The 24,694-nt window shown below is 64.2% G+C and carries 25 protein-coding genes, 1 other RNA gene and 5 pseudogenes; 13 read left to right on the plus strand and 18 right to left on the minus strand.

Annotated features, from left to right (window positions below):
- The first annotated feature begins 58 nt into the window (after window positions 1–58).
- Window positions 59–1,171 (plus strand): S-(hydroxymethyl)glutathione dehydrogenase/class III alcohol dehydrogenase, encoded by a 1,113-nt coding sequence (locus C7W88_RS08610; protein WP_118073233.1) that lies wholly within the window; start codon window positions 59–61, stop codon window positions 1,169–1,171.
- A 55-nt stretch (window positions 1,172–1,226) separates the two neighbouring features.
- Here C7W88_RS08610 and C7W88_RS08615 read toward each other — a convergent pair whose 3' ends face one another.
- The 7 genes and pseudogenes from C7W88_RS08615 to C7W88_RS08645 all read right to left on the minus strand — a co-directional run bounded on the left by C7W88_RS08615 (window position 1,227) and on the right by C7W88_RS08645 (window position 5,607).
- Window positions 1,227–1,640: a type II toxin-antitoxin system VapC family toxin gene (locus tag C7W88_RS08615; protein ID WP_118073234.1), complete on the minus strand. Its 414-nt coding sequence runs from the start codon at window positions 1,638–1,640 to the stop codon at window positions 1,227–1,229.
- A complete protein-coding gene (locus C7W88_RS08620; protein ID WP_118073235.1) occupies window positions 1,641–1,904 on the minus strand; it encodes an AbrB/MazE/SpoVT family DNA-binding domain-containing protein in 264 nt (87 codons plus the stop codon).
- A 51-nt stretch (window positions 1,905–1,955) separates the two neighbouring features.
- A complete protein-coding gene (locus C7W88_RS08625) occupies window positions 1,956–2,735 on the minus strand; it encodes an SDR family oxidoreductase (RefSeq protein WP_118073236.1) in 780 nt (259 codons plus the stop codon).
- Between the two features lie 195 nt (window positions 2,736–2,930).
- Window positions 2,931–3,473, minus strand: a complete 543-nt coding sequence (locus tag C7W88_RS08630) for an NUDIX hydrolase (RefSeq protein WP_118073237.1) — start codon at window positions 3,471–3,473, stop codon at window positions 2,931–2,933.
- Entirely contained in the window at window positions 3,470–4,153 is a 684-nt protein-coding gene (locus C7W88_RS08635) for a TPM domain-containing protein (protein WP_118074671.1), read from the minus strand. The genes C7W88_RS08630 and C7W88_RS08635 overlap by 4 nt, the downstream gene beginning before the upstream one ends.
- Before the next feature lie 415 nt (window positions 4,154–4,568).
- Window positions 4,569–4,925, minus strand: a pseudogene (locus tag C7W88_RS23640) (YgcG family protein); the annotation flags it as partial.
- Window positions 4,926–4,980: 55 nt separating this feature from the next.
- Window positions 4,981–5,607 (minus strand): LemA family protein, encoded by a 627-nt coding sequence (locus C7W88_RS08645; protein ID WP_118073238.1) that lies wholly within the window; start codon window positions 5,605–5,607, stop codon window positions 4,981–4,983.
- Between the two features lie 166 nt (window positions 5,608–5,773).
- Between C7W88_RS08645 and mscL the strand changes: the two genes are divergently transcribed.
- Together mscL and ssrA are read left to right on the plus strand one after the other, a co-directional pair.
- On the plus strand, window positions 5,774–6,211 hold the full coding sequence (gene mscL, locus C7W88_RS08650; protein ID WP_162896161.1) for a large conductance mechanosensitive channel protein MscL: 438 nt from the start codon (window positions 5,774–5,776) through the stop codon (window positions 6,209–6,211).
- Window positions 6,212–6,252: 41 nt separating this feature from the next.
- Window positions 6,253–6,660, plus strand: a transfer-messenger RNA (tmRNA) gene (gene ssrA, locus C7W88_RS08655).
- 66 nt (window positions 6,661–6,726) lie between these two features.
- Here ssrA and C7W88_RS08660 read toward each other — a convergent pair.
- The 5 genes and pseudogenes from C7W88_RS08660 to C7W88_RS08680 form a co-directional block, all read right to left on the minus strand.
- Window positions 6,727–6,972 carry a hypothetical protein gene (locus C7W88_RS08660; protein WP_118073239.1) on the minus strand — a complete coding sequence of 82 codons (246 nt, stop codon included), beginning with the start codon at window positions 6,970–6,972 and terminating at the stop codon, window positions 6,727–6,729.
- Between the two features lie 164 nt (window positions 6,973–7,136).
- Window positions 7,137–8,402, minus strand: a complete 1,266-nt coding sequence (locus tag C7W88_RS08665) for an N-succinylarginine dihydrolase (RefSeq protein ID WP_118073240.1) — start codon at window positions 8,400–8,402, stop codon at window positions 7,137–7,139.
- Window positions 8,403–8,582: 180 nt separating this feature from the next.
- Window positions 8,583–9,620 carry an arginine N-succinyltransferase gene (locus C7W88_RS08670; protein WP_118073241.1) on the minus strand — a complete coding sequence of 346 codons (1,038 nt, stop codon included), beginning with the start codon at window positions 9,618–9,620 and terminating at the stop codon, window positions 8,583–8,585.
- Window positions 9,620–10,824 (minus strand): annotated as a pseudogene (locus C7W88_RS08675) (hydrolase). The gene C7W88_RS08670 and the pseudogene C7W88_RS08675 overlap by 1 nt, the downstream one beginning before the upstream one ends.
- A gap of 62 nt (window positions 10,825–10,886) precedes the next feature.
- On the minus strand, window positions 10,887–11,414 hold the full coding sequence (locus C7W88_RS08680; protein WP_118073242.1) for a type 1 glutamine amidotransferase domain-containing protein: 528 nt from the start codon (window positions 11,412–11,414) through the stop codon (window positions 10,887–10,889).
- 117 nt (window positions 11,415–11,531) lie between these two features.
- On the opposite strand from C7W88_RS08680, the pseudogene parC reads away from it, so the two are divergent.
- The 3 genes and pseudogenes from parC to C7W88_RS08695 all read left to right on the plus strand — a co-directional run bounded on the left by parC (window position 11,532) and on the right by C7W88_RS08695 (window position 15,025).
- Window positions 11,532–13,815, plus strand: a pseudogene (gene parC / locus C7W88_RS08685) (DNA topoisomerase IV subunit A).
- A 189-nt stretch (window positions 13,816–14,004) separates the two neighbouring features.
- Window positions 14,005–14,298 (plus strand): annotated as a pseudogene (locus tag C7W88_RS23645) (GIY-YIG nuclease family protein); the annotation flags it as partial.
- Between the two features lie 334 nt (window positions 14,299–14,632).
- Window positions 14,633–15,025, plus strand: coding sequence for a Rap1a/Tai family immunity protein (locus C7W88_RS08695; protein WP_118073244.1), 393 nt, complete (start codon window positions 14,633–14,635; stop codon window positions 15,023–15,025).
- Here the strand turns inward: C7W88_RS08695 and C7W88_RS08700 are convergent.
- Both C7W88_RS08700 and C7W88_RS08705 read right to left on the minus strand, forming a co-directional pair.
- Complete coding sequence (locus C7W88_RS08700) at window positions 15,022–15,864, minus strand: class III extradiol dioxygenase family protein (protein ID WP_118074673.1); 843 nt, start codon at window positions 15,862–15,864, stop codon at window positions 15,022–15,024. The two genes, C7W88_RS08695 and C7W88_RS08700, sit on opposite strands and share 4 nt — an antisense overlap.
- A complete protein-coding gene (locus tag C7W88_RS08705; protein WP_118073245.1) occupies window positions 15,864–16,262 on the minus strand; it encodes a protocatechuate 4,5-dioxygenase subunit alpha in 399 nt (132 codons plus the stop codon). The genes C7W88_RS08700 and C7W88_RS08705 overlap by 1 nt, the downstream gene beginning before the upstream one ends.
- A 177-nt stretch (window positions 16,263–16,439) precedes the next feature.
- Here C7W88_RS08705 and C7W88_RS08710 point away from each other — a divergent pair, with 177 nt between their 5' ends.
- Together C7W88_RS08710 and C7W88_RS08715 are read left to right on the plus strand one after the other, a co-directional pair.
- Entirely contained in the window at window positions 16,440–16,820 is a 381-nt protein-coding gene (locus tag C7W88_RS08710) for a hypothetical protein (protein ID WP_118073246.1), read from the plus strand.
- A gap of 159 nt (window positions 16,821–16,979) precedes the next feature.
- On the plus strand, window positions 16,980–17,921 hold the full coding sequence (locus C7W88_RS08715) for a sensor histidine kinase (RefSeq protein WP_162895962.1): 942 nt from the start codon (window positions 16,980–16,982) through the stop codon (window positions 17,919–17,921).
- 6 nt (window positions 17,922–17,927) lie between these two features.
- Here the strand turns inward: C7W88_RS08715 and C7W88_RS08720 are convergent, their stop codons facing one another.
- Window positions 17,928–18,518 carry a PAS domain-containing protein gene (locus C7W88_RS08720; RefSeq protein WP_240344498.1) on the minus strand — a complete coding sequence of 197 codons (591 nt, stop codon included), beginning with the start codon at window positions 18,516–18,518 and terminating at the stop codon, window positions 17,928–17,930.
- Between the two features lie 170 nt (window positions 18,519–18,688).
- Between C7W88_RS08720 and folE the strand changes: the two genes are divergently transcribed.
- Genes folE through C7W88_RS08735 form a run of 3 tightly spaced genes read left to right on the plus strand, consistent with a single transcriptional unit; the run spans window position 18,689 to window position 20,796 of the window.
- Entirely contained in the window at window positions 18,689–19,285 is a 597-nt protein-coding gene (gene folE / locus C7W88_RS08725) for a GTP cyclohydrolase I FolE (protein ID WP_118074675.1), read from the plus strand.
- A gap of 22 nt (window positions 19,286–19,307) precedes the next feature.
- Window positions 19,308–20,276: an NAD(P)/FAD-dependent oxidoreductase gene (locus tag C7W88_RS08730; protein WP_162896162.1), complete on the plus strand. Its 969-nt coding sequence runs from the start codon at window positions 19,308–19,310 to the stop codon at window positions 20,274–20,276.
- A 43-nt stretch (window positions 20,277–20,319) separates the two neighbouring features.
- Entirely contained in the window at window positions 20,320–20,796 is a 477-nt protein-coding gene (locus C7W88_RS08735) for a PaaI family thioesterase (RefSeq protein WP_118073249.1), read from the plus strand.
- 10 nt (window positions 20,797–20,806) lie between these two features.
- Here the strand turns inward: C7W88_RS08735 and C7W88_RS08740 are convergent.
- The 3 genes and pseudogenes from C7W88_RS08740 to C7W88_RS08750 form a co-directional block, all read right to left on the minus strand.
- Window positions 20,807–21,067 (minus strand): annotated as a pseudogene (locus C7W88_RS08740) (DUF86 domain-containing protein); the annotation flags it as partial.
- A gap of 77 nt (window positions 21,068–21,144) precedes the next feature.
- The gene (locus tag C7W88_RS08745; protein ID WP_205525146.1) at window positions 21,145–21,414 is read right to left on the minus strand and encodes a nucleotidyltransferase family protein; all 270 of its coding nucleotides are present in this window, start codon (window positions 21,412–21,414) and stop codon (window positions 21,145–21,147) included.
- An 84-nt stretch (window positions 21,415–21,498) separates the two neighbouring features.
- On the minus strand, window positions 21,499–22,407 hold the full coding sequence (locus C7W88_RS08750) for a LysR family transcriptional regulator (RefSeq protein WP_118074676.1): 909 nt from the start codon (window positions 22,405–22,407) through the stop codon (window positions 21,499–21,501).
- Between the two features lie 175 nt (window positions 22,408–22,582).
- Here C7W88_RS08750 and C7W88_RS08755 point away from each other — a divergent pair, with 175 nt between their 5' ends.
- Complete coding sequence (locus C7W88_RS08755; RefSeq protein WP_118073252.1) at window positions 22,583–23,500, plus strand: SDR family NAD(P)-dependent oxidoreductase; 918 nt, start codon at window positions 22,583–22,585, stop codon at window positions 23,498–23,500.
- Window positions 23,501–23,512: 12 nt separating this feature from the next.
- Window positions 23,513–24,691: an acyl-CoA dehydrogenase family protein gene (locus C7W88_RS08760; RefSeq protein WP_118073253.1), complete on the plus strand. Its 1,179-nt coding sequence runs from the start codon at window positions 23,513–23,515 to the stop codon at window positions 24,689–24,691.
- Window positions 24,692–24,694: the final 3 nt, after the last annotated feature.

Below are 24,694 nucleotides of genomic sequence, written 5' to 3' on the forward strand. Positions count from 1 at the left end.
AACACTGCCCTAGCAATTATGCTAACGCGCCGCCACACCCAAAGGGAGACCCCGCACCATGAAGACACGCGCCGCCGTAGCGTTCGCGCCCAAGCAGCCGCTCGAAATCGTCGAGCTCGATCTCGAAGGCCCGAAGGCGGGCGAAGTTCTGGTCGAGATCATGGCGACCGGCGTGTGCCATACCGACGCCTACACGCTTGATGGCTTCGACAGCGAAGGCATCTTCCCCAGCGTGCTTGGCCATGAAGGCGCAGGCATTGTGCGCGAAGTCGGCCCCGGTGTGACCTCGGTCAAGCCCGGCGATCACGTGATCCCGCTCTACACCCCCGAATGCCGCCAGTGCAAAAGCTGCCTTTCCGGCAAGACCAACCTGTGCACCGCGATCCGCGCCACGCAGGGGCAAGGCCTGATGCCCGATGGCACCAGCCGCTTCTCCTACAAGGGCCAGACCGTGTTCCACTACATGGGCTGCAGCACCTTCTCGAACTTCACCGTCTTGCCCGAGATCGCGGTCGCCAAGATCCGTGAGGACGCACCCTTCAAGACCTCGTGCTACATCGGCTGCGGCGTCACCACCGGCGTCGGCGCGGTGATCAACACCGCCAAGGTCCAGGTGGGCGACAATGTCGTCGTCTTCGGCCTCGGCGGCATCGGCCTTAACGTCATCCAGGGCGCACGCCTTGCCGGTGCCAACAAGATCATCGGCGTCGACATCAACCCTGATCGCGAGGAATGGGGCCGCAAGTTCGGCATGACCGACTTCCTCAACTCGAAGGGCATGAGCCGCGAAGACACCGTGGCGAAGATCGTCCAGATGACCGACGGCGGCGCGGACTATACCTTCGATGCCACCGGCAACACCGAAGTGATGCGCACCGCGCTTGAAGCCTGCCATCGCGGCTGGGGCACTTCCATCATCATCGGCGTGGCAGAGGCCGGCAAGACCATCGAAACCCGCCCGTTCCAGCTGGTCACTGGTCGCAACTGGCGCGGCACCGCCTTCGGCGGCGCCAAGGGCCGCACCGACGTTCCGAAGATCGTCGACATGTACATGACCGGCAAGATCGAGATCGACCCGATGATCACCCACGTCATGGGCCTCGAGGAAATCAACACCGCGTTCGACCTGATGCACGCCGGCAAGTCGATCCGCTCGGTCGTCGTTTTCTGAGAGAAAGAGTCTACCGAATGACGAGGGGGAGGGGGCAGGCGCTCTCTCCCCTTGGCTATGGCGTCAACACCGCGACGTTCAGTTGCCTGGCCGCCGCAATCAGCGCGCCGTCGCCGGTTGCTAGTGGCAGGCTCAGGCGGAGTGCCAGCTCGAGATAGGCAGCGTCATAAGGCGTCAGGCCGTGTTCCACTGACAGACTGCGCGTTTCACGCCAGGCAGTGAGATGAGTCCGCTGATCGACCTCGATCGGCAGCACTTCGAGCTCTGCGATCATGGCATCAGCGATCCTCCGATCGCATCGTCCGCGCCGTTCCGCGGATCGCAGCAGGCTGGCAACCTCCAGGTGCCACAGGGAAGGGACGACAGCCCCATCGGCTGCTACTTGATCCAGCAGCGCCATTGATGCCTCGGTCTGCTCGTCGGAAAACAGCCAGGCAGCAGTCATGGAGGCGTCGAGGACAACCCTCAATCAGCGCCGCCCTTCATCGATCAGTTCTCGAATCGAAATTCCGCCCAAAGTCATGCTCTTGGACAGATTCTTGATCTTGGCCACGGCCGCCTGCGCCTTGCGCCGTGCCTCAGCCTTGGCGGGGTCACGGCGGATGACGACGGTGCCGTCCACAGCCTTGATCTCGACCGCTTCTCCATCGACAAGCCCCGCCGCTGCTGCCACGTCCACCGGCACGCGCACCGCGAGGCTCTTGCCCCATTTCCCGACGACGACATTGGTCATGGCAAAAGCTCCACTAAGGATATCTTGGCATATCCCATGCCGATTGGCAATTCACATTGCCGAAATGCCGCCGTCCAGCTTGAGCTCTGCCCCGGTCATGAAGCGGCTTTCGTCGCTCGCAAGGTAGAGCACGCCCGCGGCAATGTCGTTCGGCTCGCCGACGCGGCCCAACGGGATCTGGCGGGCCAGCTTGCCCATGACCACGTCCTTGTCGATATTAGCGTTGGTCGCGATGCCGTCGAGGATCGGCGTGTCGACGAACGTCGGGTGCACCGAATTGCAGCGCACGTCCCAGCCGCGCTTGGCGCAGTAGAGCGCGACCGACTTGCTCAGCATCCACACCGCCGCCTTGCTCGCGTTGTAGCCCGGCATGGTATCTGACGCGATCAGGCCGGCGATCGAGCTGATATTGATGATCGACCCCGGCTGGTTGTCGCGCAGCAAGGGCAGGGCCTTCTGGCAACCGAGGAACACGGAATCGACGTTGATCGCAAAGCCGCGATGCCACTCTTCCAGCGTGCAGGTCTCGATATTGCCGCGCACGCCGACGCCCGCGTTGTTGACCAGCACCGATAGCCCGCCCAGCTTCTCCGCCGCCAGCGCAACCGCCGCGTCCCAGTCTGCCTCGCTGGTCACGTCATGGCGCATGGCAAAGGCCGTCCCGGCACCCAGCTCGGCGTTGATCGCCTCGGCCTGAGCCGTTGCGCCATCGCCGTTGATGTCGGTCAGCAGGACTCGCGCGCCCTCCCGCGCCAGCATCCACGCATGCGCCGCACCCAGCCCTTGGGCCGCGCCCGTCACGAGTGCCTTCTTGCCCTGAACCCTGCCCATCTTTTGTCCTCTCCTTGTCGCTGATGCCCACCCCGCTGCGACTAGCTTCACTGCGTTCAGCAAGTCTCGCGGCCCTCCAGCCTGCGGGAGGGCACAGTTCTCCCCTCCCGCAGGCGGGAGGGGTTGGGGGTGGGTTTTCCCAGCTTCGACGATCAGACAAGCAACTCGCGCCGATCCGCGCAAGTCCTGGAAATGTCAGGCCATGATCCCGGGTGCGAGCAGCAGCAGCATCCGCACGTCGATGGCATAGCCCAGGCCGCGCTTCTCAGCGAGGAAGCTCTCGATTTCCGTAAGGGCAACCCGGTGCACGGTGATGCCTTCGCCCTCCACGCCGCCGCCTTCGGAAACTTTTTCCAGATCGCGCGCGCGAAACAGGGTGAAAGCCTCGGTCACCATGCCCGGCGAGGAATGGAACTCGCCCAGCGATTCGATCTTGCCGGGGCGGTAGCCGGTCTCTTCCTCCAGCTCGCGCGCGGCCGCAGCAGCCGGGTCCTCGTTCTCGGCGCCCGCTTCATCACCGATCAGCCCGGCGGGCAGTTCGATGCACGGGCGCCCCAGCGGCACGCGGAACTGCTCGACCAGCAGCACGTGCCCGTCTTCGATTGCAAGGATCACCGCCGCCTTGATGTTGCGATTGCGCGAGACATATTCCCACCGCCCGCGCGTCTTCGCCACGATGAAGCGGCCCTGCCAGTGCACCTGCTCGGGATGGTCGCGGTATTCTTCTTCAAGACTCATACTTCGATCAACCTGTCCGGCAATTCGTTCTTGTCATCGGCATCGCGCGGGAAATGCTCGCTCAGGACCTTGCCCACTTCGGCCACCGCCGCTGCCATGCCCTCGGCCATGCGCCCCTGCCGCAGCGGGTCGAGCATGGCCTTCATCGCCAGCCCCCAGGTCTCGGGCGAGACTTTCGAGGCAATCGCCGCGTCGGCGATGATCTCGGCGCGATGCTCGGCAAGGCTGAGGTAGATCAGCACGCCCGTGTGGCCCGAGGTGCGGCTCTCGGCACCGACGCGGAAGCAGGTCAGCGCCCGCTCGCGCACCCGCGCATTGCGCACCCGGCGCGGTGTCAGCCACAGCCCCAGAGGGGTGAACCGCATCAGCAGGTACATCGCTCCAAACTTCAGCGTGATGACCGTCAGCGCAAGACCCAGCACCGCGCGCGGAGTCCATTCGTACGCCCACAGTCCCAGGACCTGCTCGACCATGGGCAGGTAGAACCCGGCGAACATGTCCACCACGGCCAGCGCCACGAAGGCCGCCAGCGCGCTCCAGACCAGCGCCACGTCGCGGTAGCTGTCGGAACGCGGCGTCACGATCGTCACGATCTCGCCCGCGCTCTGCGCCTCGGCCGCTGCCACCGCGTCCGACACGATCTTGTGATCGGCCTCGGTCATCTGCACGAGCCTGCTCATCACCAGTCCCCGAAGCGCCGCCGCCACCGGAATCGCCGCCGCCAAAGCCACCGAAGCCACCGCCGCCGCCCCAGTCGGAGCCGCCGCCCCAACTGCCGCCCGAATGGCGGTTGTCGGACGCCGCGCGTGCGATTTCGCTGAGGCCCCACAACACGATGCCCGGATCGATGCCGCTGCGCCGCTGCACGTAACCCTGCCTGCGCCGCCCGAACACTGCGATCATCACCACGATCAGCACGACCCAGAAAATCGCGCCGCCAATGGTCGAACCGCCGCCCGAGCTTTCCTCGCGGGCGCCAGCCTTTGCCGCTTCTGCAACGGCCTTGGCCTCGGCCGGCGTGCGGTTCAGCAGCGTCAGGATCTGGTCGATGCCGGCGTTGATGCCGCCCGGATAGTCACCCGCCTTGAACTTCGGTGTAACCGCGCCAGTGATGATCCGCCCCGCCAGCACGTCGGGCAGGAACTCCTCAAGCCCGTAGCCGACTTCGATCCGCACCTTGCGGTCGTTGGGCGCGATCAGGAACAGCAGGCCTTGATCGGTCTCCTTCCCGCCCACGCCCCAGGTCCGGAACAGCGTGTTGGCGTAGCTCTCGATGTCCTGCCCGTCGAGTGAGGCCACCGTCGCCACGATCACCGCCCGTCCGGTCTGCGCATTGTAGGCAGACAGTTTCTGCGCCAGCGCCGCTTCCTCGGCGTCGGGGATGATCCCGGCCTGATCGAGCACCGGCCCGGCAGGCCGTGCTGGCATCGCCGCATGCGCTGCGCCCGCCATCAGCAGGAACAGCAGCGCAAAAGCTTGCCAGAAACCCCGCAACTGGCGGGTCACCTCACTTGCCCGATGCAGCAGGTGCCGGAGCGTTCATGTCGAAGTTCACCGTCGGCGCCACTTCCGAACCGGCGGCGGCCTTGAACGGCACCATCGGCTTGGCGCCGTGGATCAGCTTCGCGCCGATCGCGTCGGGGAAGGTGCGGATCGTGGTGTTGTAGGCCTGCACCGCCTCGTTGTAGCGCGTGCGGCTCACATTGATGCGGTTCTCGGTGCCTTCGAGCTGCACCATCAGGTCGGCAAAGCGCGCCTGGCTCTGCAACTGCGGATAATTCTCCACCACCGTGCGCAGCTGGCCCAGCGCTTGGGTCAACTGGTTCTGCGCATTCTGGAATTTCTCGAACTCGGCAGGGTTCGAAAGATCGTCGGTGGTGATATTGATCGAGGTGGCCGCCGCGCGCGCATTGGTCACATTGGTCAGGATCGTCGTTTCCGAAGCCGCCGCGCCCTTGGCCGTGGCCACCAGGTTCGGGATCAGGTCGGCCCGGCGCTGATACGAGCTTTCGACATCGGCCCAGCGCGCCTTGGCCTCTTCCTCGGCGGCGGGGACGGAGTTGATCCCGCAGGCCGAAAGGCTGGCAGCGGCAACGGTGGCAAAAGCGATCTGCGTAAAGCGGGTAGCGGCCATCGACGTAAGTTCCCCTTGGATTGTACAGCAGAGATAGCGGCCCGCCGAAACGGTTCAAGTATCCCCCGTGCTGCAACCGATTGCCACTTGTGACGTTCCGCGCGTGATGGCAACCAACGGAAAAGGGATCATGGTAAACACGGACGTAAAGGGGGAAGTGGTCGGCATGTTCGCAGAGTTCAAGAAGTTCATCGCGCGCGGCAATGTGCTCGATCTTGCGGTCGGCGTGATCATCGGTGGCGCATTCGGCAAGATCGTCACCTCGCTTACCGAAAGCGTGATCATGCCCGTCGTCGGCTGGATCACGGGCGGGGTCGACTTTACCCGCTATTTCGTCCGCCTCGGCCCGGTCCCGGCAGACTACAAGGGCGATCCGGCCAGCTACGCGGATCTCAAGGCTGCGGGCGTGCCGATGATCGGCTATGGCGATTTCATCACCCAGGCAGTCAACTTCGTGATCGTCGCCTTCATCATCTTCCTGCTGGTCAAGGCGATCAACAAGGCCTTCGAAAAGCCTGCCGAGGAAGCGCCCGCCGCTCCCGCCGGGCCGACCGAGGTCGAACTCCTCGCCGAAATCCGCGATGCGCTAAAGGCGAAGGGCTGAACCGGCACATCGGGACAATTCAAGGGGCGGGGGCAATCCCGCCCCTTTTCATTTGCGCCCGCGCGCCTATATGGGTCCCTGCCGGTTTCGGCCGGCTATGGTGATAAACTGCGGCGTGCAATAGGCACAGCGGACCCGGGGGCGGTACCCGGCGGCTCCACCATCACTACCGTGTCTTTCGGGATGCGGGCCTTGTTGTCGCAAGGGTGTTGATGGGGCCGAACTAGGATCGACGTGTGTTGAAAAGCGCTGTTTTTGCCCGGGCTGAGTAACCCGTTCAAGGCTCAAAACTCACAAGTGCCAACGACAACGAAGCACTTGCTCTCGCCGCATAATTCTAGGGGCTAACGCCCTGAAGTTATAAAGCGAAAGCACGGTTCGGACCGAACCGGGTAACAGAATCGGAAACCGGGGGCTGGGGGCGAGCCTAGCAACAGAATCGCCCTACTCGCTTCAGAATTTCTCAAATTCAAGTCGTCACCCCGGCGAAAGCCGGGGCCCATGACCTTGCAAAACTACACCTCGCCAGAACCCTCAAGCTCCTTGAGCCGCTGCTCCATGCGCAGCGAGTCGAGGATCTTCGCCCCGGCGATGAACACCGCGCCCGTCGCCGCCACGAACAGCATCTTGCCGGCAAAGCCCGGATACTGGCCGAGATAGGCGTGCCCGCGCTCAACCGCGCCGAGCGCCAGCGCGTAGATCACCGCGAACGCTTCGAAGCGGGTCTTGATGACAAACAGGCGACCGATCTTGCGAAACATCCGAAGCTCTATCCTCTTTTGACGAGGCGCCCCCGTCGTTGAGTCTTTCCGCAAGCATCGTGCCAGATCATTAAACGCTGGCAATAGACTGGTTAATCCAATCTTCACTGTAAAGCGAAGCGACAACCCGCGGAGCGACCCTTTCAGAGGATACGCCGGAAGCCTCAGGCAAGTTCCGACAGCGACAGCGCGTCAAGCAAGGCCATGCGTGCTGCAATTACCGTATCTGCCAGGGATTTCTGCCCAAGATCAGCAGGATCGATCTGTTCGGGCCAATGCGCGGCGACGACGCTTTCAATCCGGGCGATCTTCGCCTCGTCCAGGAGGAAGCGCGGATCGACAGTGGCAGGATCGGCGACAACCCGCAGACGCAGGCACGCCGGCCCGCCGCCATTGGCCATCGACTGGCGCACGTCCACCGGCAGCACCTTGCGGATCGGCCCGTTCGAAGCGACATGGCCCTCCAGCCAGCCGCGCACCGAAGGGGTTTCCCAAGCCTCCAGCGGGATCACCAGGCCCATCTCGCCCGATGGCAGCGTCAGCAGTTGCGCGTTGAACAGGTAGCTCCTGATCGCATCGCCAAGGCTGACGACGCTCGCCGGAACCACCACGATCTCGGCCTCGGGCAGCTTGTCGCGGATCGCCGCATAAGTGCCGTCCGGATCGGCAAAGGCCTGCTCGTGCGTGAACAGCACCCGTTCGTTGGCGACTGCCACCACATCGTTGTGAAAGGCCCCGGCCGCGATGGCATCGGGCGATTGTTCCACGAACAGGCAGCGCGCCGGATCGAGCCCGTGCAGCCGCGCCACCGCCCGGCTCGCCTGCTCGTGCTGGCGTGCGGGGAAGGCCCCGCCTGTCGTGCCGTAGACGAAAATTTCCAGCCCCGGCGCATCGTGGTGCGCGCACATCCGCATGTGGTTGGCCGCGCCCTCGTCGCCGAAGCACGGCGGCACGGCATCATGCACGGCAAAGGCCGCGCTATTGGCAAAGGCCACACGCAACTGGCGCACCGTATCGGGCCACTCCTGCGACCGGTGCGGCATCGTCACCAGATTCGCCGCCGTCAGGTGGCAGCGCCCGTCCGCCGTGTCCGGGGCGGGGCTGACCGTCGCCGCATTGGCCGTCCACATCGAGGATGCAGACCATGCCGCCGCCCGCAAGCGCCGCTGCGCCGCATCGCTTTGGTCAATGGTCCCAAGCCCCAGCGCGCCGAGCAGCACCGGGTTGGGCCGGGGCAGGGGGGCGAACAGCCCTTGCGCCAGCCCCAGCCCGATGTTGTGCCGCATCTTGCCCAGGCCCTGCAGCGCGGCGGCGCGTGGGTAGGACACCTCGCCAGCGTTACTGGCCGAAGCAAGGTTGCCAAGGCTCAGCCCCGCGTAGTTGTGGCTCGGCCCGACAAGGCCGTCAAAGTTGATTTCAATCAGAGGCATTGGCTTCCCATTTCTGCTGCGCAGAACATCGCTTTAGAGTTCCGTCACCCTGAACTTGTTTCAGGGTCCATCTCTTCCACCGGAGCGGATGGTGCGTGGGGAGAGATGGATGCTGAAACACGTTCAGCATCACGTGGTTCAGGGGCGGGACGATTGTCCCCAGATCACGGCGTGCCATGGTCACCGGCCGACGAACCACACCGGGTCACCCACGCTCACACCCAGCGCGGCAGCGGCCACCGGGTCCAGCGTCAGGCCATCGTCGGCCTCGGCGATCTCGGCGAAGGTGCAGCGGTATTCGGCCAGCTTGCCGGTCGCCACCAGCGCCTTGGTCACGTTGCCGCCGCCTTCGGGCGCGCGAATGTGGGCCACGGCCACTTCCTTCGCCTCGCAGATCGAACGCACGCGGTCGGTCCGCGCGGTCATCGTCGGGCCGCCGTCGAAGATGTCCACATAACCCTCGTAGGCAAAGCCTTCTTCCTCCAGCATGCGCATCGCCGCGCGGCCAGAGGGGTGGGGCAGGCCGATGGCCGAGCGTGCGGTTTCGGGCAGCATCGCGATATAGACCGGGTGCTTGGGCATCAGGTCGGCGATGAACTGGTTGCCGTTGATCGCGTTGAAATAGTCCGCTTCCTGAAAGCTCATGCCGAAGAAACGGCCCGCCACGCCATCCCAGAACGGCGATCCGCCCCGCTCGTCGATCACGCCGCGCAACTCGGCCAGGATCTTGTCGCCAAAGCGCTTTCTGTGCATCGCGATGAACAGGTAGCGGCTGCGCGCGAGCAGCATGCCAAGCCCGCCGGCACGTTCGGACGGATGCAGGAACAGCCCGCCCACTTCGCTCGACCCTTCAAGGTCGGTGACAAGGTTGAGCATCTCGGCGCGGAAAGTGCGGTTCAGTTCCTTCGAATGCTGCGTCAGCGTCGCCATGCGATAGGAATAGAACGGCCATTGCCGCCCGACCGAGGTGAAGATCTGCGCGGTGCCGCGCACTTCGCCGGTGGTCGTGTCCTCAAGCACCAGCACGAAAAGCTCGTCCTTCGGGTTCCTCGGATCGCCCTCTTCGGTATTGCCATAAGCCTCCGCCGCGCGGGCCAGCTTCGCGGTCAGCGCCTTGCGGTCGGGCGGCAGGTTGGTGAAGCCGCCGCCGGTCAGCTTGGCCATTTCGTAGAGCGGCTGCAGATCGTTCGCGCGGGCAGCGCGGATACGGAATGTCATCAGTTTCCCCCGGAAAGGCGGTGCAGGACGAGCGCGGACAAGGCGGCGCGCTCGGCCAGTGAAGGCACGATCAGGAATTCCTGATCGGAATGGATCGCCCCGCCGCGCACGCCCATGGTATCGACCACGGGCACGCCGCAGGCCGCGATGTTGTTACCGTCGCAGACCCCGCCCGAGGCCTGCCAACGTATTGTCTGGCCAAGAGATTCCCCGCACTCCCGGACCAGCCCGAACAACGCCTCGGCCTCGGTTGTGAGCGGCTTTGGAGGGCGCGAAACGCCGCCGTGGAGGTGGATTCCAACCTCGTGCAACTCTTCGAGACTCTGCACCAACTCTCGCAGACTCTCCATGAACTCTACCGCAACTCTCGGCAGCCGAGGCCGAACATTTAAGCGCAGAATGGCATGATCGGGGACGACGTTGTTCGCGCTCCCCCATCGATCTTCGCCGGGTTGATCGAAAGCCCATCGCGCTCCAGATTCTTGAGCTTCAGCGCCATGTCCGCCGCCGCGATGATCGCGTTGCGTCCGTCCTGCGGATTGCGACCGGCGTGGGCCGAGCGGCCCTTGATGACCGCGCTGTAGTTGCCGCTCCCGGGCCGCTCTCCGGCAAGCGTGCCGTCGGGCAGGGCGGAGGGTTCGTAGGTCAGCGCTGCCGCTTTCCCCTGCGCCAGCTCGGCGATCAGGGGGGCGGAGGAGAGGCTGCCGGTTTCCTCGTCCGAATTGAACAGCACGTCATAGCCTACCGCAGCGGCAGCGGGGCTGTTCTCGAAGACCCGCAGGGCTGAGAGGATGACCGCGAGGCCGCCTTTCATGTCAGCAACGCCGGGGCCGTTCAGCGTTTCGGCATCGAGCCAGCGCAACGACTGGAAAGGGTGGGTCGGCGCGAAGACGGTGTCCATGTGGCCAGTCAGCAAGTAGCGCCGGGGCGCTTGCGGCCGGACCGAGAGGACAAAGTGCGCACCGTTGGCGGTTTCCACGGCGCGACCATCTGCGGCGATGGTGGTGACGGGGACGGGATCGACCTTGCGGATTTCGCCGGGCAGCGCGGCGAAGGCATTGGCGAGCATGTCCCACTGCGCGGCGAGGCCTGCAAGGTTGCCGGTGCCGGTGTTGAGCGGGCACCACGCCTCCACCTGCGCAAGCATGGCGGCGGCATCTATCCCCTCGATCAGTTTGTGTTCTGTATGGTCAAGCTGTTTCATCTGATACGACCGTAGCGGTTCCCGAGGGCCGGGTGAACCCCCGGAAACCGCGACAGGGCGTATCAGTCGTCGGTCAGCATATCGATCAGGGCTTTGGAGAAGGCGGGGATGTCATCCGGCATGCGGCTGGTGATGAGGTTGCCGTCGACGACGACTTCCTCGTCCACCACATCGGCGCCGGCATTGGCGAGATCGGTGCGGATCGAGGGCCAGGAGGTGACGGTGCGGCCGTCGACGATGTCGGCTTCGGCCAGAAGCCAGGGCGCGTGGCAGATCGCTGCGATCGGCTTGTCGAGATCGTCGAAGTCGTTGACGATGTCGATCGCTCGGTCGTCCATGCGCAGGATGTCGGGGTTCATCTGGCCGCCGGGCAGCAGCAGCGCGTCGTATTCCTTGGCGTCCACCTCATCGAGGGTGATGTTGACTGCAACGGCATCGCCCCAGTTCTTGTCCTTCCAGCCGGTGATGGAGCCGGTCTTGAGGCTGGCGACGACGGTTTCGAAACCGGCGTCTTCCAGCGCCTTCTTGGGGCCTTCGAGTTCGGACTGCTCGAATCCGTCAGTCGCGACGATCAGCACGCGCTTGGTCATGGGGTTCTCCTTTTGGGGAATCGGGTTGGCATTGGCCCGTCCCTGCTAGAATTGCCGGGGACTGCTGCGGTTCCATGACTTTCGCTCCGGTGATCGCGTTGCTACGACGTTCCGGCCATGGTCACCGATACGACAGAACCCGATCCTTTCGACGCAATCGTCGATGCCCCGTTCGATTCCGCGTTGTCGGAACGATACCTCGTCTACGCGCTGTCAACGATTACGGCGCGCTCGCTGCCCGATCTGCGCGACGGTCTGAAGCCGGTCCACCGCCGCCTGCTCTGGGCGATGCGGCAACTTAAGCTCAACCCCACCGATGCGTTCAAGAAATCGGCGCGCGTGGTGGGCGACGTGATCGGCAAATATCACCCGCACGGCGATTCCAGCGTCTATGACGCGATGGTCCGCCTCGCACAGGACTGGTCGCTGCGCTATCCGCTGGTCGAGGGGCAGGGCAACTTCGGCAATATCGACGGAGATAATGCCGCCGCCTACCGCTATACCGAAGCGCGCCTGACCAAGACGGCAATGCAGCTGATGGCGGGGCTTGATGAAGGCTCGGTCACCTATCATCCCACCTATAACGGTGAGGACGAGGAGCCGGAGATATTCCCCGGCCTGTTCCCGAACCTGCTGGCCAACGGGTCCAGCGGCATCGCCGTGGGCATGGCGACCAACATCCCGAGCCACAACGTGGCCGAGATCATCGATGCCACGCTGCTGCTGATCGACAATCCCGGCGTTGAGCACAGCCAGTTGATGGAAGTGTTCCACGGGCCGGACCTGCCGACGGGCGGCATCGTGGTTGATAGCCCCGCGGTTATCTCCAACGCCTATGAAACCGGGCGCGGATCGATCCGCGTGCGTGGGCGCTTCTCCACGGGCCGCGACGATGCGGGCAACTGGGAAGAGAGCGGCATCGAAAAGCTGGGCGCCGGACAGTGGCAGCTGGTCGTCTCCGAAATTCCCTACATGGTGCAGAAGAGCAAGCTGATCGAACAGATCGCGCAGCTCATCGCCGACAAGAAGCTGCCGATCCTCGAGGATATCCGCGACGAGTCCGACGAGCAGATCCGGCTGGTGCTGATCCCCAAGAGCCGCAATGTCGATCCCGATCTGCTCAAGGAATCGCTTTACCGCCTGACCGATCTGGAAACGCGGTTCGGCCTCAACCTCAACGTGCTGGATTCGCGCCGCACTCCGGGGTTCTGGGGTTGAAGCTGGTCTTGCAGGAATGGGTGATCAGCCAGATCGACATCCTGCTGCGCCGTTCGCAGCACCGGCTGGACAAGATCGCCAACCGGCTGGAACTGCTGGGCGGCTACATCATCGCCTACCTCAACCTTGACCGGATCATCGAGATCATCCGCACCGAGGACGAGCCCAAACCGGTGATGATGGCCGAGTTCGAACTGACTGACCGCCAGGCCGAAGCCATCCTCAACATGCGCCTGCGCAGCTTGCGCAAGCTCGAGGAAATGGAACTGCGCAAGGAGCGCGACGAGTTGCTGGCCGAGCAGGAGGAACTGCAGAAGCTGCTCGACAGCCCGGCCCGCCAGCGCACCCGCCTCAAGCGTGACTTGGGCGCCCTGCGCAAGGACTACGCCGAGGACACCCCGCTCGGCCGCCGCCGCACCACCATCGCCGAAGCCGCACCCACGCGCGAATTCAGCATGGACGCGATGATCGAAAAGGAGCCGGTGACGGTGATCCTTTCCGCCAGGGGCTGGATCCGCGCGGCTAAGGGCCATGTGCCGCTTGATGGCGATTTCAAGTTCAAGGAAGGCGATGGCCCGGCCTTCGCCTTCCACTGCCAGACCACCGACAAGTTGCTCGTCGCGGTCGACAATGGCCGCTTCTACACCGTCGGCGCCGACAAGCTGCCCGGCGCGCGCGGCTTTGGCGAACCGATCCGCACCATGGTCGATATCGATCCCGATGCGCAGATCGTCAGCGTCACGGTCTACAAGCCCAAGGGCCAGCTTCTCCTCGCCGCCAACACCGGGCGTGGCTTTGCCGCCGAGATGGACGAACTGCTCGCCGAAACGCGAAAGGGGCGCGGCGTCGTCTCCACCAAGCCCGGCGTGAAGCTCGCCGTGGTGCGCGAGATTGCGGCCGAGCACGATCATGTCGCGGTGATCGGCGAAAACCGCAAGCTGGTGATCTTCGCCCTGTCCGAAGTGCCGCTCCTCGCCAAGGGGCAGGGCGTGACCCTGCAGCGCTACAAGGACGGCGAGATGTCCGACGTGATCACGCTGAAGCTGGAGGACGGCCTGTCATGGACGATGGGCGGCGAGAGCGGCCGCACCCGCGTCGAGAAGGACCTCCTGCCGTGGAAGGTCGCCCGCGGCGCCGCAGGCCGCCTGCCCCCAACGGCTTCCCCCGCGACAACAAGTTCTGATCCCAAGATCCTCCCCGTCTTTGCCAAGCACAACCGGGGAGGGGACCACCCGCTGACGGCGGATTTTGGTGCTATCGACCTTGGACTCAAGTGGACGGAATGGGGGGATTGTGGAAATCGCTTCCATAACAGCACTATTCCCGTCACCCCGGGCTTGACCCGGGGTCCCGCTTTCTTCCTGCTCACCTCATGGACAAGGAGAGGATCGGTGGCTGGGTCTATATCATGGCCGACCGTTACCGAGGCGCCATGTATGTTGGCGTGACCTCACACCTTGCTGCGCGCATCCATCAGCACCGCAACGACAGAGGATCGGACTTCTGCGCTCGGTATGGTTTAAAACGGCTGGTCTGGGCCGAGCGCGGTGACCGGATTGAAGACTGCATCACGCATGAGAAGCGCCTGAAGCGCTGGCGCAGGGAGTTTAAGTTCGACCTGATCGAGCGCGGCAATCCCGACTGGCTGGATCTTTATAATGTGATTGTTGGTTGGTTTGAGCGACGAAAAAGCGGGACCCGGGTCAAGCCCGGGGTGACGGTATGGATGATGCGCGCAAGTACCAACGTCCGCAATGGGGTCGTGTCTGGAACGGCAGCTTATGAAGGCGATGGGGCGATAGCGGCCCCAGATCCTCCCCGTTTTCACCGCAGGTGCAAATGGGGAGGGGGACCGCCGCCGTAGGCGGTGGTGGAGGGGTAGTGTTCTTTACCCCTCCTTCAGCGCTGCGCGCCGCACCTCAGAAAGCTCCACCGGCGCACCGGATCAAAACACCATCGCATGGGTTCTGGCGGGGTGATCGCCGTGGAGTTGCCTGACCTTGATCCGCTACCTTCTCGTCCTTGCCACTGTCACAACGCTCGCCACACCTGCGCGCGCCGAGTGGATGAGCGGCGCGCAGTTGCACGAGGCGTGCTCGGCCAAGGCGCCGGTCGACAGGGCCATGTGCCTGTCCTACGTGATCGGCGTGCTCGACGGGTTCCGCAGCATGGAGCGCCCGCCCAAGGTGCCGGACGACGTCAGTGCGGGGCAGGTGCGCGATGTGGTGGCAGCCTATCTCGCCAGCCATGACGAAGCGCAGACCCTGCAGGGCCGCATGGTGGTGAAGGCAGCGATCGTCGATGCCTGGCCCGACATTCAGCCAAAGGTCGCGCCTCCGCCGAAGCGCAAGGCTCCGGCGAAGACGGTGCGAAAGACCCGACGCAGGAGCTAAGCCGGCTCCAGCAGCAGGCTGGCAGCAGCAGTATTGCTGATCGGGATGTGGTAGTTGCGGCTGACTTCGGTCATCCCCTGATCGCCCATGGCGCCGCGGGCAGCGATCCAGTTGAGGATCTCGACCCCCTGCGTGCCCGCCAGTTCTGCCACTTCCTCGGCAGTGTGGCCGGTCAGTGCATCCGGGTTGCTGGCGAGGTTATCCAGGCAGAACAGGTCGTAGTCCGGGTTCATGAACCCGGCGCGCGGGCCGTCCAGCTGGTGTGAAAGCCCGCCGGTGCCACAGATCAGCACGCGCTCGTCCCCGCCCCACGATTGCAGGGCGCGGTGGACCGCACGGCCCAGCGCAAGGCAGCGCTTCGGGCTGGGCAGCGGGTACTGCACGGTGTTGATCGAAATCGGCACGAGCTTGATCGGCCAGCTTTCGACACCGGGCCATGCCAGCTCGAACGGGATCGACACGGCGTGATCGACCAGCATCTTCTGGCAGGTGGTGATGTCGAACTCGTCGCGCACCAGGCTGTCGATCAGGTGCCAGGAAAGCGCGGGATGGCCCTCGAAGCTCTTGTAGACCGGCAGGCCCCAGCCTTCGTCGGCATTGTCATACGAAGCCGCGGCGCCCACCGCGAAGGTCGGCATCTTGTCGAGGAAGAAGTTCAGGCCATGGTCGTTGGAGAAGACCACGGCGACGTCGGGCTTCGCTTCAGCCAACCACTCGCGGATCGGGGGGAAGCCCTGGAAGAACGGCTTCCAGTAGGGGGTGTCCTGATCGCCGCGCATGATCGCGCCGCCGATGCCGGGGACGTGGCTGGTGAAATAGCCGCCGATGATCTGTGCCATCATGCACACTCCTTGGTGGGGATTTTTTTGGCCCATTCGACGAGCATGGCCTTGAATGCATCGACCGACATGCCGGTCTGAAGGGCGCCGAGGTCCTGCACACCAAGGCCGAAGATCCCGGCAAGCTTGGCGAGGTAATAGACGTTGCCACCCGCCTCGAGCATGGCCAGCACATCGCGGTCTGCCACGGCCTTGCGCTGCTCGGGTGTCAGGTGGAAGCGGGCGCAATAGCCTTCCTCATCGGCAAGGAAAGCATCGCGGTTGGCTTTCTCGTTGAACGAAAAGCACATCGCGTTGAGCTCGTAGCCGCGCGAGGCCGGGGCGCCGTCGAACAGGGGGATGGCGCGGCGCAAGGCCTGTTCGCGGGCGGCGGCGGACGGGGTCTGACGGTGTTCCATGCATCTGGTCTCCCAAGCGATCTTGTCGCCGAATCGAACAGGCCTTCGATGCGGCGCCTGTCCAGGATCATATGCAACACATACAATATCGGCCTTGACGCAGGTCAAACTTGGGTTAGCGCCATAAGTAACGTAACGGAGTTTGATCGGCGCGAGTTACCGTGTAGAATCAAGCCCATGCCACTTTCGAACGCCGAACGTCAGCGCCGCTATCGCCAAAGGCTCAAGGCTCGCGCCTCGGGTGCGCTGGTGGTCGAACAGGCGCAACTGGCGGTTGAGCGCGCGATCCACGCGCTCTGGGCCTATCACGAACGCCCGTCGCCCAGCGGCATTGCGTGGAGCGAAATCGATGGCTGCCGGACGCTCGAAGCCTACCGTTCCGAGCTGGAGCGTTCGCCCGCCAATCTCCTGCAGACCTGCCGGGCGTTCCTGCCCGATTTCTCCGGCCTGACGGTTGAGGAGGCGACCGCGATTGCAGAGGTCATCGCATTGGCCGACGTCTTAAGGCTTTCAGCACCCACCAAGGTGGACTTTGCCGTCCTGGCTGACGTCGATTGATGTGATTGGCGGAACAGAAAAAAGCTCGAATAATCTTGCAGTTATAGTTTTTGCGGCGCTATTAAGGTCCGGATTGGACCGAACTGCCTGAAAAGAGCCGGGCCAATTGAACATGGGGGTGCGAACTTGGCAATTGGCGAGACACGTCAGGCGCGTGTCGTGCGCGCTTTGGTGGATCCTGATCGCACCCCTGCGGAATCGCTGGCGTGGATGGCGGTGCTGCTTGTCATCCCCACGATACTGCGGGCCTCGCTCGACATGGGGGCGCTCGGGCGGCCGTTCGTCACCTATTGGCCCACTTTGCTGATTGCATCGCTCGCACTCGAACTGCGCTACGCGCTGGCCTACATGGTGCTCGCGTCCCTTCTTGCGCAGCGGCTGTTTGGTGGGGACCCGTGGTTCTCGCAGGTCGGTGTCGTGCGCAGCCTGATCTTCGCGCTGTTCGTGTTCTCGGGCGGGTTTACGGTCCTGATCGGCAGCATGCTTCGCGGGGCGATGCGGCGGATCGCGGTCGTCAATGCCGAGCAGGAGCGCTACAATCGCGAGCTGCGCCACCGCGTGCGCAACATGCTGACGCTGATCCAGGCGCTCGCCTCGCGCGGGCCCAAGGCGGCATCGCCGATGGATTTCTACAAGGAATTCAGCCTGCGTATCGAAGGGCTGGCAGCAGCGAGCGACCTGTTGCAGATCGGCGCAGAGGCGGAAGGACGGCTGCCGCAACTCGTGCGCGACACGGTTGCCCCGTTCGAGCACGACGACCGCATCCGCATGACCGGCGAACCCTGCGTGCTGCCGGCAGGAAGCTGCATCCCCCTGATCATGGCCCTGCACGAGCTGTGCACCAACGCAGTCAAATATGGCGCGCTATCGGGCGAGCGCGGCCATGTCGAGCTGAGCTGGTTCATCGGCCCCTCCGGTTCCACGCTGTACATGCTGTGGGCAGAGAAAGGCGGTCCGCCTGTGACCAGCCCCGCGCGTCCGGGCATCGGCTCGCGGCTGCTGGTCCCGCAGCCGGGGATCGAAGGACTGGAACTGAACTTCGATCCGGCAGGCGTGTGGTGCGAACTGCGGATCGAGGGTGTCAGGCCCCTGAACCGCTGACGAAAATCAGAAGCCGGCTTCGATCGCCACGCGGATGGCATCGGCGCTGGTCTTCACGTCCAGCCCCTTGAGCACGGCGGAGCGGTGCATCTTCACGGTGCGCTCGCTGAGGCCCAGTTCATAGGCGATCTGCTTGTTGAGCTTTCCGGCGGCCATCAGCACCAGGATTTCCTTCTGGCGGCGGCTGAGGCGTTCGACGCGTTCGGCCGCGCCATTGCGGCGCAGGTCGTTGGCCGCGCCCTGTTCCTCGGGCAGTTCGACCTGGGAGCCGAGGAAGTATTCCACTTCACCTTCGGCATCGAAGATCGGCGCAACCATCACCGCGTTGCGGAAACGGGTGCCGTCCTTCTTGTAGTTGATGATCTCGACCATCACCGGCTGCTTGCGGTGAATGCCGTCGCGCAGCACGCGGGCCTTGTCATCCTCCGTGCCTGTGCCACGCAGGAACCGGCAGTTGCGGCCGATGATCTCCTCTCGCGGGTATCCGGTCAGTTCGACGAACGCGTCATTGCAGGCAATGATCGGGTTGTCCGGCAAACGCGGATTGCTGATGACGGCGGCCGTCGGGCTGGAGGCGATCATCTCGGCTATGGACATGGGTGCACATATACGCTCTTTCCCGCCGGTTTCCAGCCCGTGCCCTTTGGTCCGTGTTGTTCCCGATGGGGCTGCGGCGCATCCGGACATCATTCCGCAACCTTTTTTGCGCCGGATCGGAGCCTTTACCGATGAACGTCCTCTCACCCTCCCTCGCCGCCTCCTCGGGCATGGCAGACGTGATCGGCGAGGACGGCAAGATCGTCGTCCCCGCCGATGTCGAAGAGGCGATCCGCACGCTGATCCGCTGGTCGGGCGACGAGCCCGAGCGCGAAGGCCTGCTCGATACGCCCAAGCGCGTGGCGCGGGCCTGGCGCGAATACTGCCGGGGCTATGCCGAGGACCCGGGGCTGCACCTCTCGCGCACGTTCGAGGAAGTGGGCGGCTACGATGAAGTCGTGCTGCTGCGCGACATCCCGTTCCAGAGCCACTGCGAACACCACATGGCGCCGATCATCGGCACGGCGTCGATTGCCTACCTGCCCAAGGACCGCGTCGTCGGCATCTCCAAGCTGGCGCGCGTGCTGCACGGCTATGCCAGCCGGCTGCAGGTGCAGGAGCGGCTGACCGCGGAAGTCGCCAAGTGCATCTGGGACAATCTCCAGCCGCAAGGGGTGGCGGTGGTGATCGAGGCGCAGCATGGCTGCATGACCGGCCGGGGGGTCAGGACGCATGGCGTGGGGATGGTGACGAGCCGGATGCTCGGCTGCTTCCTCGACGATGCCAGCAGCCGCAAGGAAGTCCTGGCGTTGATGGGACGTGGTTGAGCCCGCGAAAACACCGATGAAGATGCATGTTGCCATTGTTGGCGCAGGAATGTCCGGTCTTTCCTGCGCTTCCCAGCTCGTTCGCTCGGGCCACACCGTCGCGCTCTACGACAAGGGGCGCGGCCCTGGCGGACGCATGTCGACGCGCCGCATGACCACGCCGCTCGGCGATGCCCATTTCGACCATGGCGCGCAGTACTTCACCGTGCGCGATCCGGCGTTCATGGCGCAAGTCGCGCGCTGGTCGGCCAGCGGCGTGGCTGCGCCCTGGCCTGCTGCCGGAACCGGCGCCTGGGTCGGCGTGCCGACGATGAACGCCGTCATCAAGGAGATGGCCGACCAGCACGATGTCACCTTCGGCTGGCACGTGCGCGGCCTTGTCCGCCGCGAGGACCGCTGGTTCCTGACCGGGGAGACCGGGGCAGGAGAGCGTATGCAGGCCGGGCCGTTCGATGCCGTGGTCGTGTCGATCCCGCCCGAGCAGGCCTCGGCCATCGTTGCGCTGCATGACCTTTCGCTGGCGGCAACCGCGCTCGCGGCCCGGTCGCAGCCGTGCTGGACCGGCATGTTCGCCTTTGCCGAACGTCTGCCGAGCAGGCACGACACCGTGCGCGAGGCAGGGCTGATCAGCTGGGCCGCACGCAACGGCGCCAAGCCGGGCCGAAAGGGCCCGGAAACCTGGGTGGTGCAGGCCAGCCCGCACTGGTCGACCCAGCATATCGACGACAGCGTGGAGAACGTCTCGGCCGCCTTGCTTGCCGCCCTGGGCGAAGCGCTGGAGCAAACCCTGCCGGAACCGGTCACCGCCTCGGCCCATCGCTGGCGCTATGCGATGTCGACTGGCAGCAACCTCGGCGCACTGTGGAGCGCGCAGTCGAAAATCGGCGTGTGTGGTGATTGGCTGCTGGGCCCGCGCGTTGAAAATGCATGGATCTCGGGAAGGACGCTGGCCACCCGCATGATGGCGCGCGAACGCGAGGAAGTCGCCTGATCGCTATCGACAGGAGTTCGGACGTCCGCTTAAGAAGGCGGCCATGAACGCGGCGGAAACCTCACCCATCAAGGGCAACTTCGAACAGGTCAACGACGGTCCCTGGGCCGGCTGGTGGAAATGGTCGGGCAAGGACCCGTTCGAGGACGGCACCGGTCCGTTCTTCGTCAAGAGGGACGCGCGCGGAATCGTCACGGGCTTCATTCCCGAGGCAAAGAACCTGAACGGCCACGGCATCGTCCACGGTGGGTCGCTGATGACCTTTGCCGACTTCTCGCTGTTCATGGTCGCGGCCTCGAATGGCGATGAAGTCAGCGGCGTGACCGTGACGATGAACTGCGAATTCGTCAGCGGCGCACAGGCGGGCGAGATGTTGACGGCGCGTGGGCAATGCGTCCGCGCCGGAGGCAGCCTCGTCTTTGCCCGCGGCACGATCCTGCGCACCGGCGCGGACGGGCAGGAGGAAGCCGTGCTGAGCTTTTCCGGCACGATCAAGCGATCGCGGCGGATTTCACACTAGAGCATTTTGATTAGGCGCCGAGCCTTGCCAATTCGGCTCGCGTCATCGCCTTGATCGGTTCGAGGCTGATGGCAGCCTGCCAGACAAGTTGAGCATCGACGCCAAAATAGTCGTGGCTGGCGAAGTTGCGGAACGTGGCCATTTCGCGCCATGGCAGATGCGGATAGCGCTCCTTCAGCTCTTCCGGCAGCTTCTTGCTCGTCTCGCCGATCATTGCCAAGCGGTAGGTCAAAGCATCATAGGCTTCGTCATTGGCAACGAGATCTTCGTAAGATCTGCCTTCGACAGATTACTCCGCCTTGGCAATCAGCAGCTGCAGATCGTCCAGCGTATCACGCAAACTCGCCATCAGAACACTCGGACCATTTCATTCTCGATCCGCGCCCGCACACGTGGTCGCAGGCCATTGCGTGAAACGAGGTCAATCGATGTGCCCAGCTCATCAGACAATTCAAGCATCACACTCGCCTGATCAAACAGGCTGAATCTCGTGGACGGGTCATACTCGTAAAGCAGATCAAGGTCAGACGACTTGCCGGCATCGCCGCGCGCGGTCAATCCAAAGACATAAAGCGCGTTGATGCCTCGCGCACGAAGACGGCGTTCGAGCGGCTTCAACCTGGCAATTGCTTCTGTCTTGTCCATGATGCCAATATGCTCTTCACAACTTCGCCGTGCAATCGGGCATTCCCTTGCCGGGTTTCAAGCCGCCTCTTCCGCAACCTCGCGCATCTGCTGGCGCAACCAGTTGAGTCCGGCGTCGTCGGCGCGCGATTCATGGAATTGCATCATCTCGTGCATCTTCGGGAACGCGAAAGGCATCGGCGCCCAGACCAGGTTGAAGCGCCGGGCGATCTGGCGCACGAGGCGTTCGTGCAAAACGGCAAGACGCGCCGTACCCTCGATGAACCACGGCGCCGAGGCAAAGCTGGATACGGTAACTTCGACCAGCCGTTCGCGCCCCATGCGCGATAGCGTGGAATCGGCAAAGGCTGGGGTGCGCGTGGCCCCGAAGGCGACGGTGACATGACCTGCGGCATAGAAGTCGTCCTCGGTCAGACCGCGCTTGAGCACCGGATTTTCTGCCCAGCCGACCACGACCTGTTCCTCCTCGAACAGGATTTCATGGGGATGCCAGGCGGCAAGGAACGGTTCGGGGGTGACAAGGAGGTCGGCCTTGCCCGATTCCAGTTCGGACACGGCCTGTTCGGTCGGCTGGATGATCTCCACCCGCACGCCCGGCGCCGTCACGGCAAAGCGCTCGATCAGGGGGACCAGCACGGCAACCATGATATAGTCGGAACTGACGATGCGAAAGCGGCGGGTCGAGGTCGTCGGATCGAACGCGGTGGGCGTGGTGATCGCACGCTCTACCCCGCGCAGGGCCAGCTGGATCTGCGGGTGCAGCCCTTCGGCGAACGGCGTGGGGTGCATGCGCTTGCCTACAGCGACGACGATCTCGTCATTGAAGTAGTCGCGCAAGCGGCGCAGCGCGGCGCTTGTCGCAGGCTGGGTCAGGCCGATACGCTCTGCCGCGCGGGTGACGCTGCGGGTTTCCATCAGCGCGTCGAACACGACGAGCAGGTTGAGATCGAGGCCCTTGAAGCGCATCGGCAGCCACCCTTGGTTCAATCACAAGGTGATTGGTTGAACTCCCACACCACAATTGCGGGTAATTGTGAAGACCTGTTCCAAAGGTGCTGCCAACGGCGGTGATGGTAGCGGTTGAAATGGTTTAACCGGTCGCTTAACAAGAGTGTCAACAAGACACTCTTGGGAGATTCGGATGGCCGGCGTGCTGGATGGAAAGGTCGTTGCCGTGACCGGCGCCGGGCGCGGGATCGGGCGCGAAATCGCGCTGCTCTGCGCTCGCGAAGGTGCGGCGGTGATCGTCAACGATCCGGGCGTGGCGCAGGGCGGCGACGGCGGCGATGCAGGCCCGGCGCAGACCACGGTCAACGATATCGTCGCAGCAGGCGGCAAGGCCTGGGCCAATCTCGCCAGCGTCGCCGATCCGGTGGGCGCGGCAAGCATCGTCGAGGATGCGGTGCAGCGGTTCGGGCGGATCGACGCGGTGGTCAACAACGCCGGCATCCTGCGCGACACGATCTGGCACAAGATGTCCTACGAGGACTGGACCAGCGTCATCGATGTGAACCTCACGGGCGCGTTCAATGTCTCGAAGGCGGCAACGCCCTACTTCCGCGAACAGTCCTCGGGCAGTTTCATCCACTTCACCTCCACCTCGGGCCTGATCGGCAACATCGGCCAGGCCAACTATTCGGCGGCGAAGCTGGGGCTGGTGGCGATGTCGCAGTCAATCGCGCTCGACATGGCGCGCTGGGGCGTGCGGTCAAACTGCATCGCACCATTCGCGTGGAGCCGCATGACCGCCTCGATCCCGGCGGAAACGCCTGAACAGAAGCTGCGGGTGGAGCGGATGCAGACGATGAGCGCCGACAAGATCGCGCCGCTCGTCGCCTACCTCGCTTCGGACCTTTCCAGGGACGTCACCAACCAGATCTTCTCGGTGCGCAAGAACGAGATCCTGCTGTTCGACAAGCCGCGCCCGGTGCGCTCCATGGTCAAGCTCGAGGGCTGGACGCCCACAGCCATTGCCGAGGAACTGATCCCGGCGTTCCGCCCCTCGTTCGCACGTGCCGACGAAGTTTCGGCGCACGTCTTCCCCTACGATCCTGTTTGAGGAATTTTCGACATGGCTAATCCCGGAATGGACCCGGACATCTTCGAGCAGTTCCTCGAACAGCTGCGCCGCTATGTGCGCGAGCGGCTGATCCCGGCAGAAGACGATGTCATCGCCAATGACCGAATTCCCGACGACATCCTCGACGAAATGCGCGAGATGGGCCTGTTCGGCATCACCATCCCCGAGGAGTTCGGCGGGGCCGGCATGAACATCAGCCAGTACATCACCACCGTGATGCACATGGCCTATGCCTCGCCCGCCTACCGCTCCACCGTGTCGATCAACATCGGCATGACCGGCAGCGCGATCAAGAATTACGGCACGCCAGAGCAGAAGGCCGAATGGCTGCCGCGCATCGCCAGCGGCGAGATTGCATGCTTCGGGCTGACCGAGCCGGGTTCGGGATCGGACAGCGCCGCGATGCAGACCACCGCGGTGCGTGACGGCAATGGCTACCGCCTCAACGGCACCAAGCGCTACATCACCAACAGCCCTTCGGCGAAGATCGGCCTGATCATGGCGCGCACCTCGAAGGAGGCCCTGCCCAAGAATGCCCACGTCTCGGCCTTCATCGTCGACATGTCGACGCCGGGGATCACCGTGGGCAAGCCCGACAAGAAGATGGGTCAATCGGGCGCGCACATCGCCGACGTGATCATGGAGGATGTCTACATTCCGGGTTCGGCGCTGGTCGGTGGCGAGGAAGGGCGGGGCTTCCAGATCGCGATGCAGAGCCTTGATAACGGGCGGCTTTCGGTGGCGGGCATGGGTGTGGGTATGGGGCGCCGCGCGCTCGATACCGCGATCCGCTATGCCAACGAGCGCAAGGCGTTCGGCGAGCCGATCGCCAATTTCCAGCTGATCCAGGCGATGCTGGCCGACAGCGAGGCCGACCTCTACGCCGCCGAATGCATGGTCGCCGATGCCTGCGCCCGCGCCGACCGTGGCGAGAACATCCAGCGCAAGGCGGCTGCGGCCAAGCTATTCTCGTCCGAGGCCTGCGGGCGCGTGGTCGACCGTTGCGTTCAGGTGTTCGGCGGGGCGGGCTACCTCGCCGAATATCCGGCCGAGCGCTTCTTCCGCGATGCCCGCATCCTGCGCATCTACGAAGGCACCAGCCAGATCATGCAGTTGCAGATTGCCAAGCACCTGCTGCGCGAATTCGCCAGCGAAGGGACCGTCTGGTAGACC

Origin of the sequence: Novosphingobium sp. THN1, from assembly GCF_003454795.1 — a bacterium.
Lineage (GTDB): Bacteria > Pseudomonadota > Alphaproteobacteria > Sphingomonadales > Sphingomonadaceae > Novosphingobium.

Coding starts and splice junctions, on each gene's coding strand:
- C7W88_RS08610 (WP_118073233.1), top strand. CDS start 59: ATGAAGACACGCGCCGCCGTAGCGTTCGCGCCCAAGCAGCCGCTCGAA.
- C7W88_RS08620 (WP_118073235.1), bottom strand. CDS start 1,904: ATGACCAATGTCGTCGTCGGGAAATGGGGCAAGAGCCTCGCGGTGCGC.
- C7W88_RS08625 (WP_118073236.1), bottom strand. CDS start 2,735: ATGGGCAGGGTTCAGGGCAAGAAGGCACTCGTGACGGGCGCGGCCCAA.
- C7W88_RS08630 (WP_118073237.1), bottom strand. CDS start 3,473: ATGAGTCTTGAAGAAGAATACCGCGACCATCCCGAGCAGGTGCACTGG.
- C7W88_RS08635 (WP_118074671.1), bottom strand. CDS start 4,153: ATGAGCAGGCTCGTGCAGATGACCGAGGCCGATCACAAGATCGTGTCG.
- C7W88_RS08645 (WP_118073238.1), bottom strand. CDS start 5,607: ATGGCCGCTACCCGCTTTACGCAGATCGCTTTTGCCACCGTTGCCGCT.
- mscL (WP_162896161.1), top strand. CDS start 5,774: ATGTTCGCAGAGTTCAAGAAGTTCATCGCGCGCGGCAATGTGCTCGAT.
- C7W88_RS08660 (WP_118073239.1), bottom strand. CDS start 6,972: ATGTTTCGCAAGATCGGTCGCCTGTTTGTCATCAAGACCCGCTTCGAA.
- C7W88_RS08665 (WP_118073240.1), bottom strand. CDS start 8,402: ATGCCTCTGATTGAAATCAACTTTGACGGCCTTGTCGGGCCGAGCCAC.
- C7W88_RS08670 (WP_118073241.1), bottom strand. CDS start 9,620: ATGACATTCCGTATCCGCGCTGCCCGCGCGAACGATCTGCAGCCGCTC.
- C7W88_RS08680 (WP_118073242.1), bottom strand. CDS start 11,414: ATGACCAAGCGCGTGCTGATCGTCGCGACTGACGGATTCGAGCAGTCC.
- C7W88_RS08700 (WP_118074673.1), bottom strand. CDS start 15,864: ATGGCACAGATCATCGGCGGCTATTTCACCAGCCACGTCCCCGGCATC.
- C7W88_RS08705 (WP_118073245.1), bottom strand. CDS start 16,262: ATGGAACACCGTCAGACCCCGTCCGCCGCCGCCCGCGAACAGGCCTTG.
- C7W88_RS08710 (WP_118073246.1), top strand. CDS start 16,440: ATGCCACTTTCGAACGCCGAACGTCAGCGCCGCTATCGCCAAAGGCTC.
- C7W88_RS08720 (WP_240344498.1), bottom strand. CDS start 18,518: ATGTCCATAGCCGAGATGATCGCCTCCAGCCCGACGGCCGCCGTCATC.
- folE (WP_118074675.1), top strand. CDS start 18,689: ATGGCAGACGTGATCGGCGAGGACGGCAAGATCGTCGTCCCCGCCGAT.
- C7W88_RS08730 (WP_162896162.1), top strand. CDS start 19,308: ATGCATGTTGCCATTGTTGGCGCAGGAATGTCCGGTCTTTCCTGCGCT.
- C7W88_RS08735 (WP_118073249.1), top strand. CDS start 20,320: ATGAACGCGGCGGAAACCTCACCCATCAAGGGCAACTTCGAACAGGTC.
- C7W88_RS08750 (WP_118074676.1), bottom strand. CDS start 22,407: ATGCGCTTCAAGGGCCTCGATCTCAACCTGCTCGTCGTGTTCGACGCG.
- C7W88_RS08755 (WP_118073252.1), top strand. CDS start 22,583: ATGGCCGGCGTGCTGGATGGAAAGGTCGTTGCCGTGACCGGCGCCGGG.
- C7W88_RS08760 (WP_118073253.1), top strand. CDS start 23,513: ATGGCTAATCCCGGAATGGACCCGGACATCTTCGAGCAGTTCCTCGAA.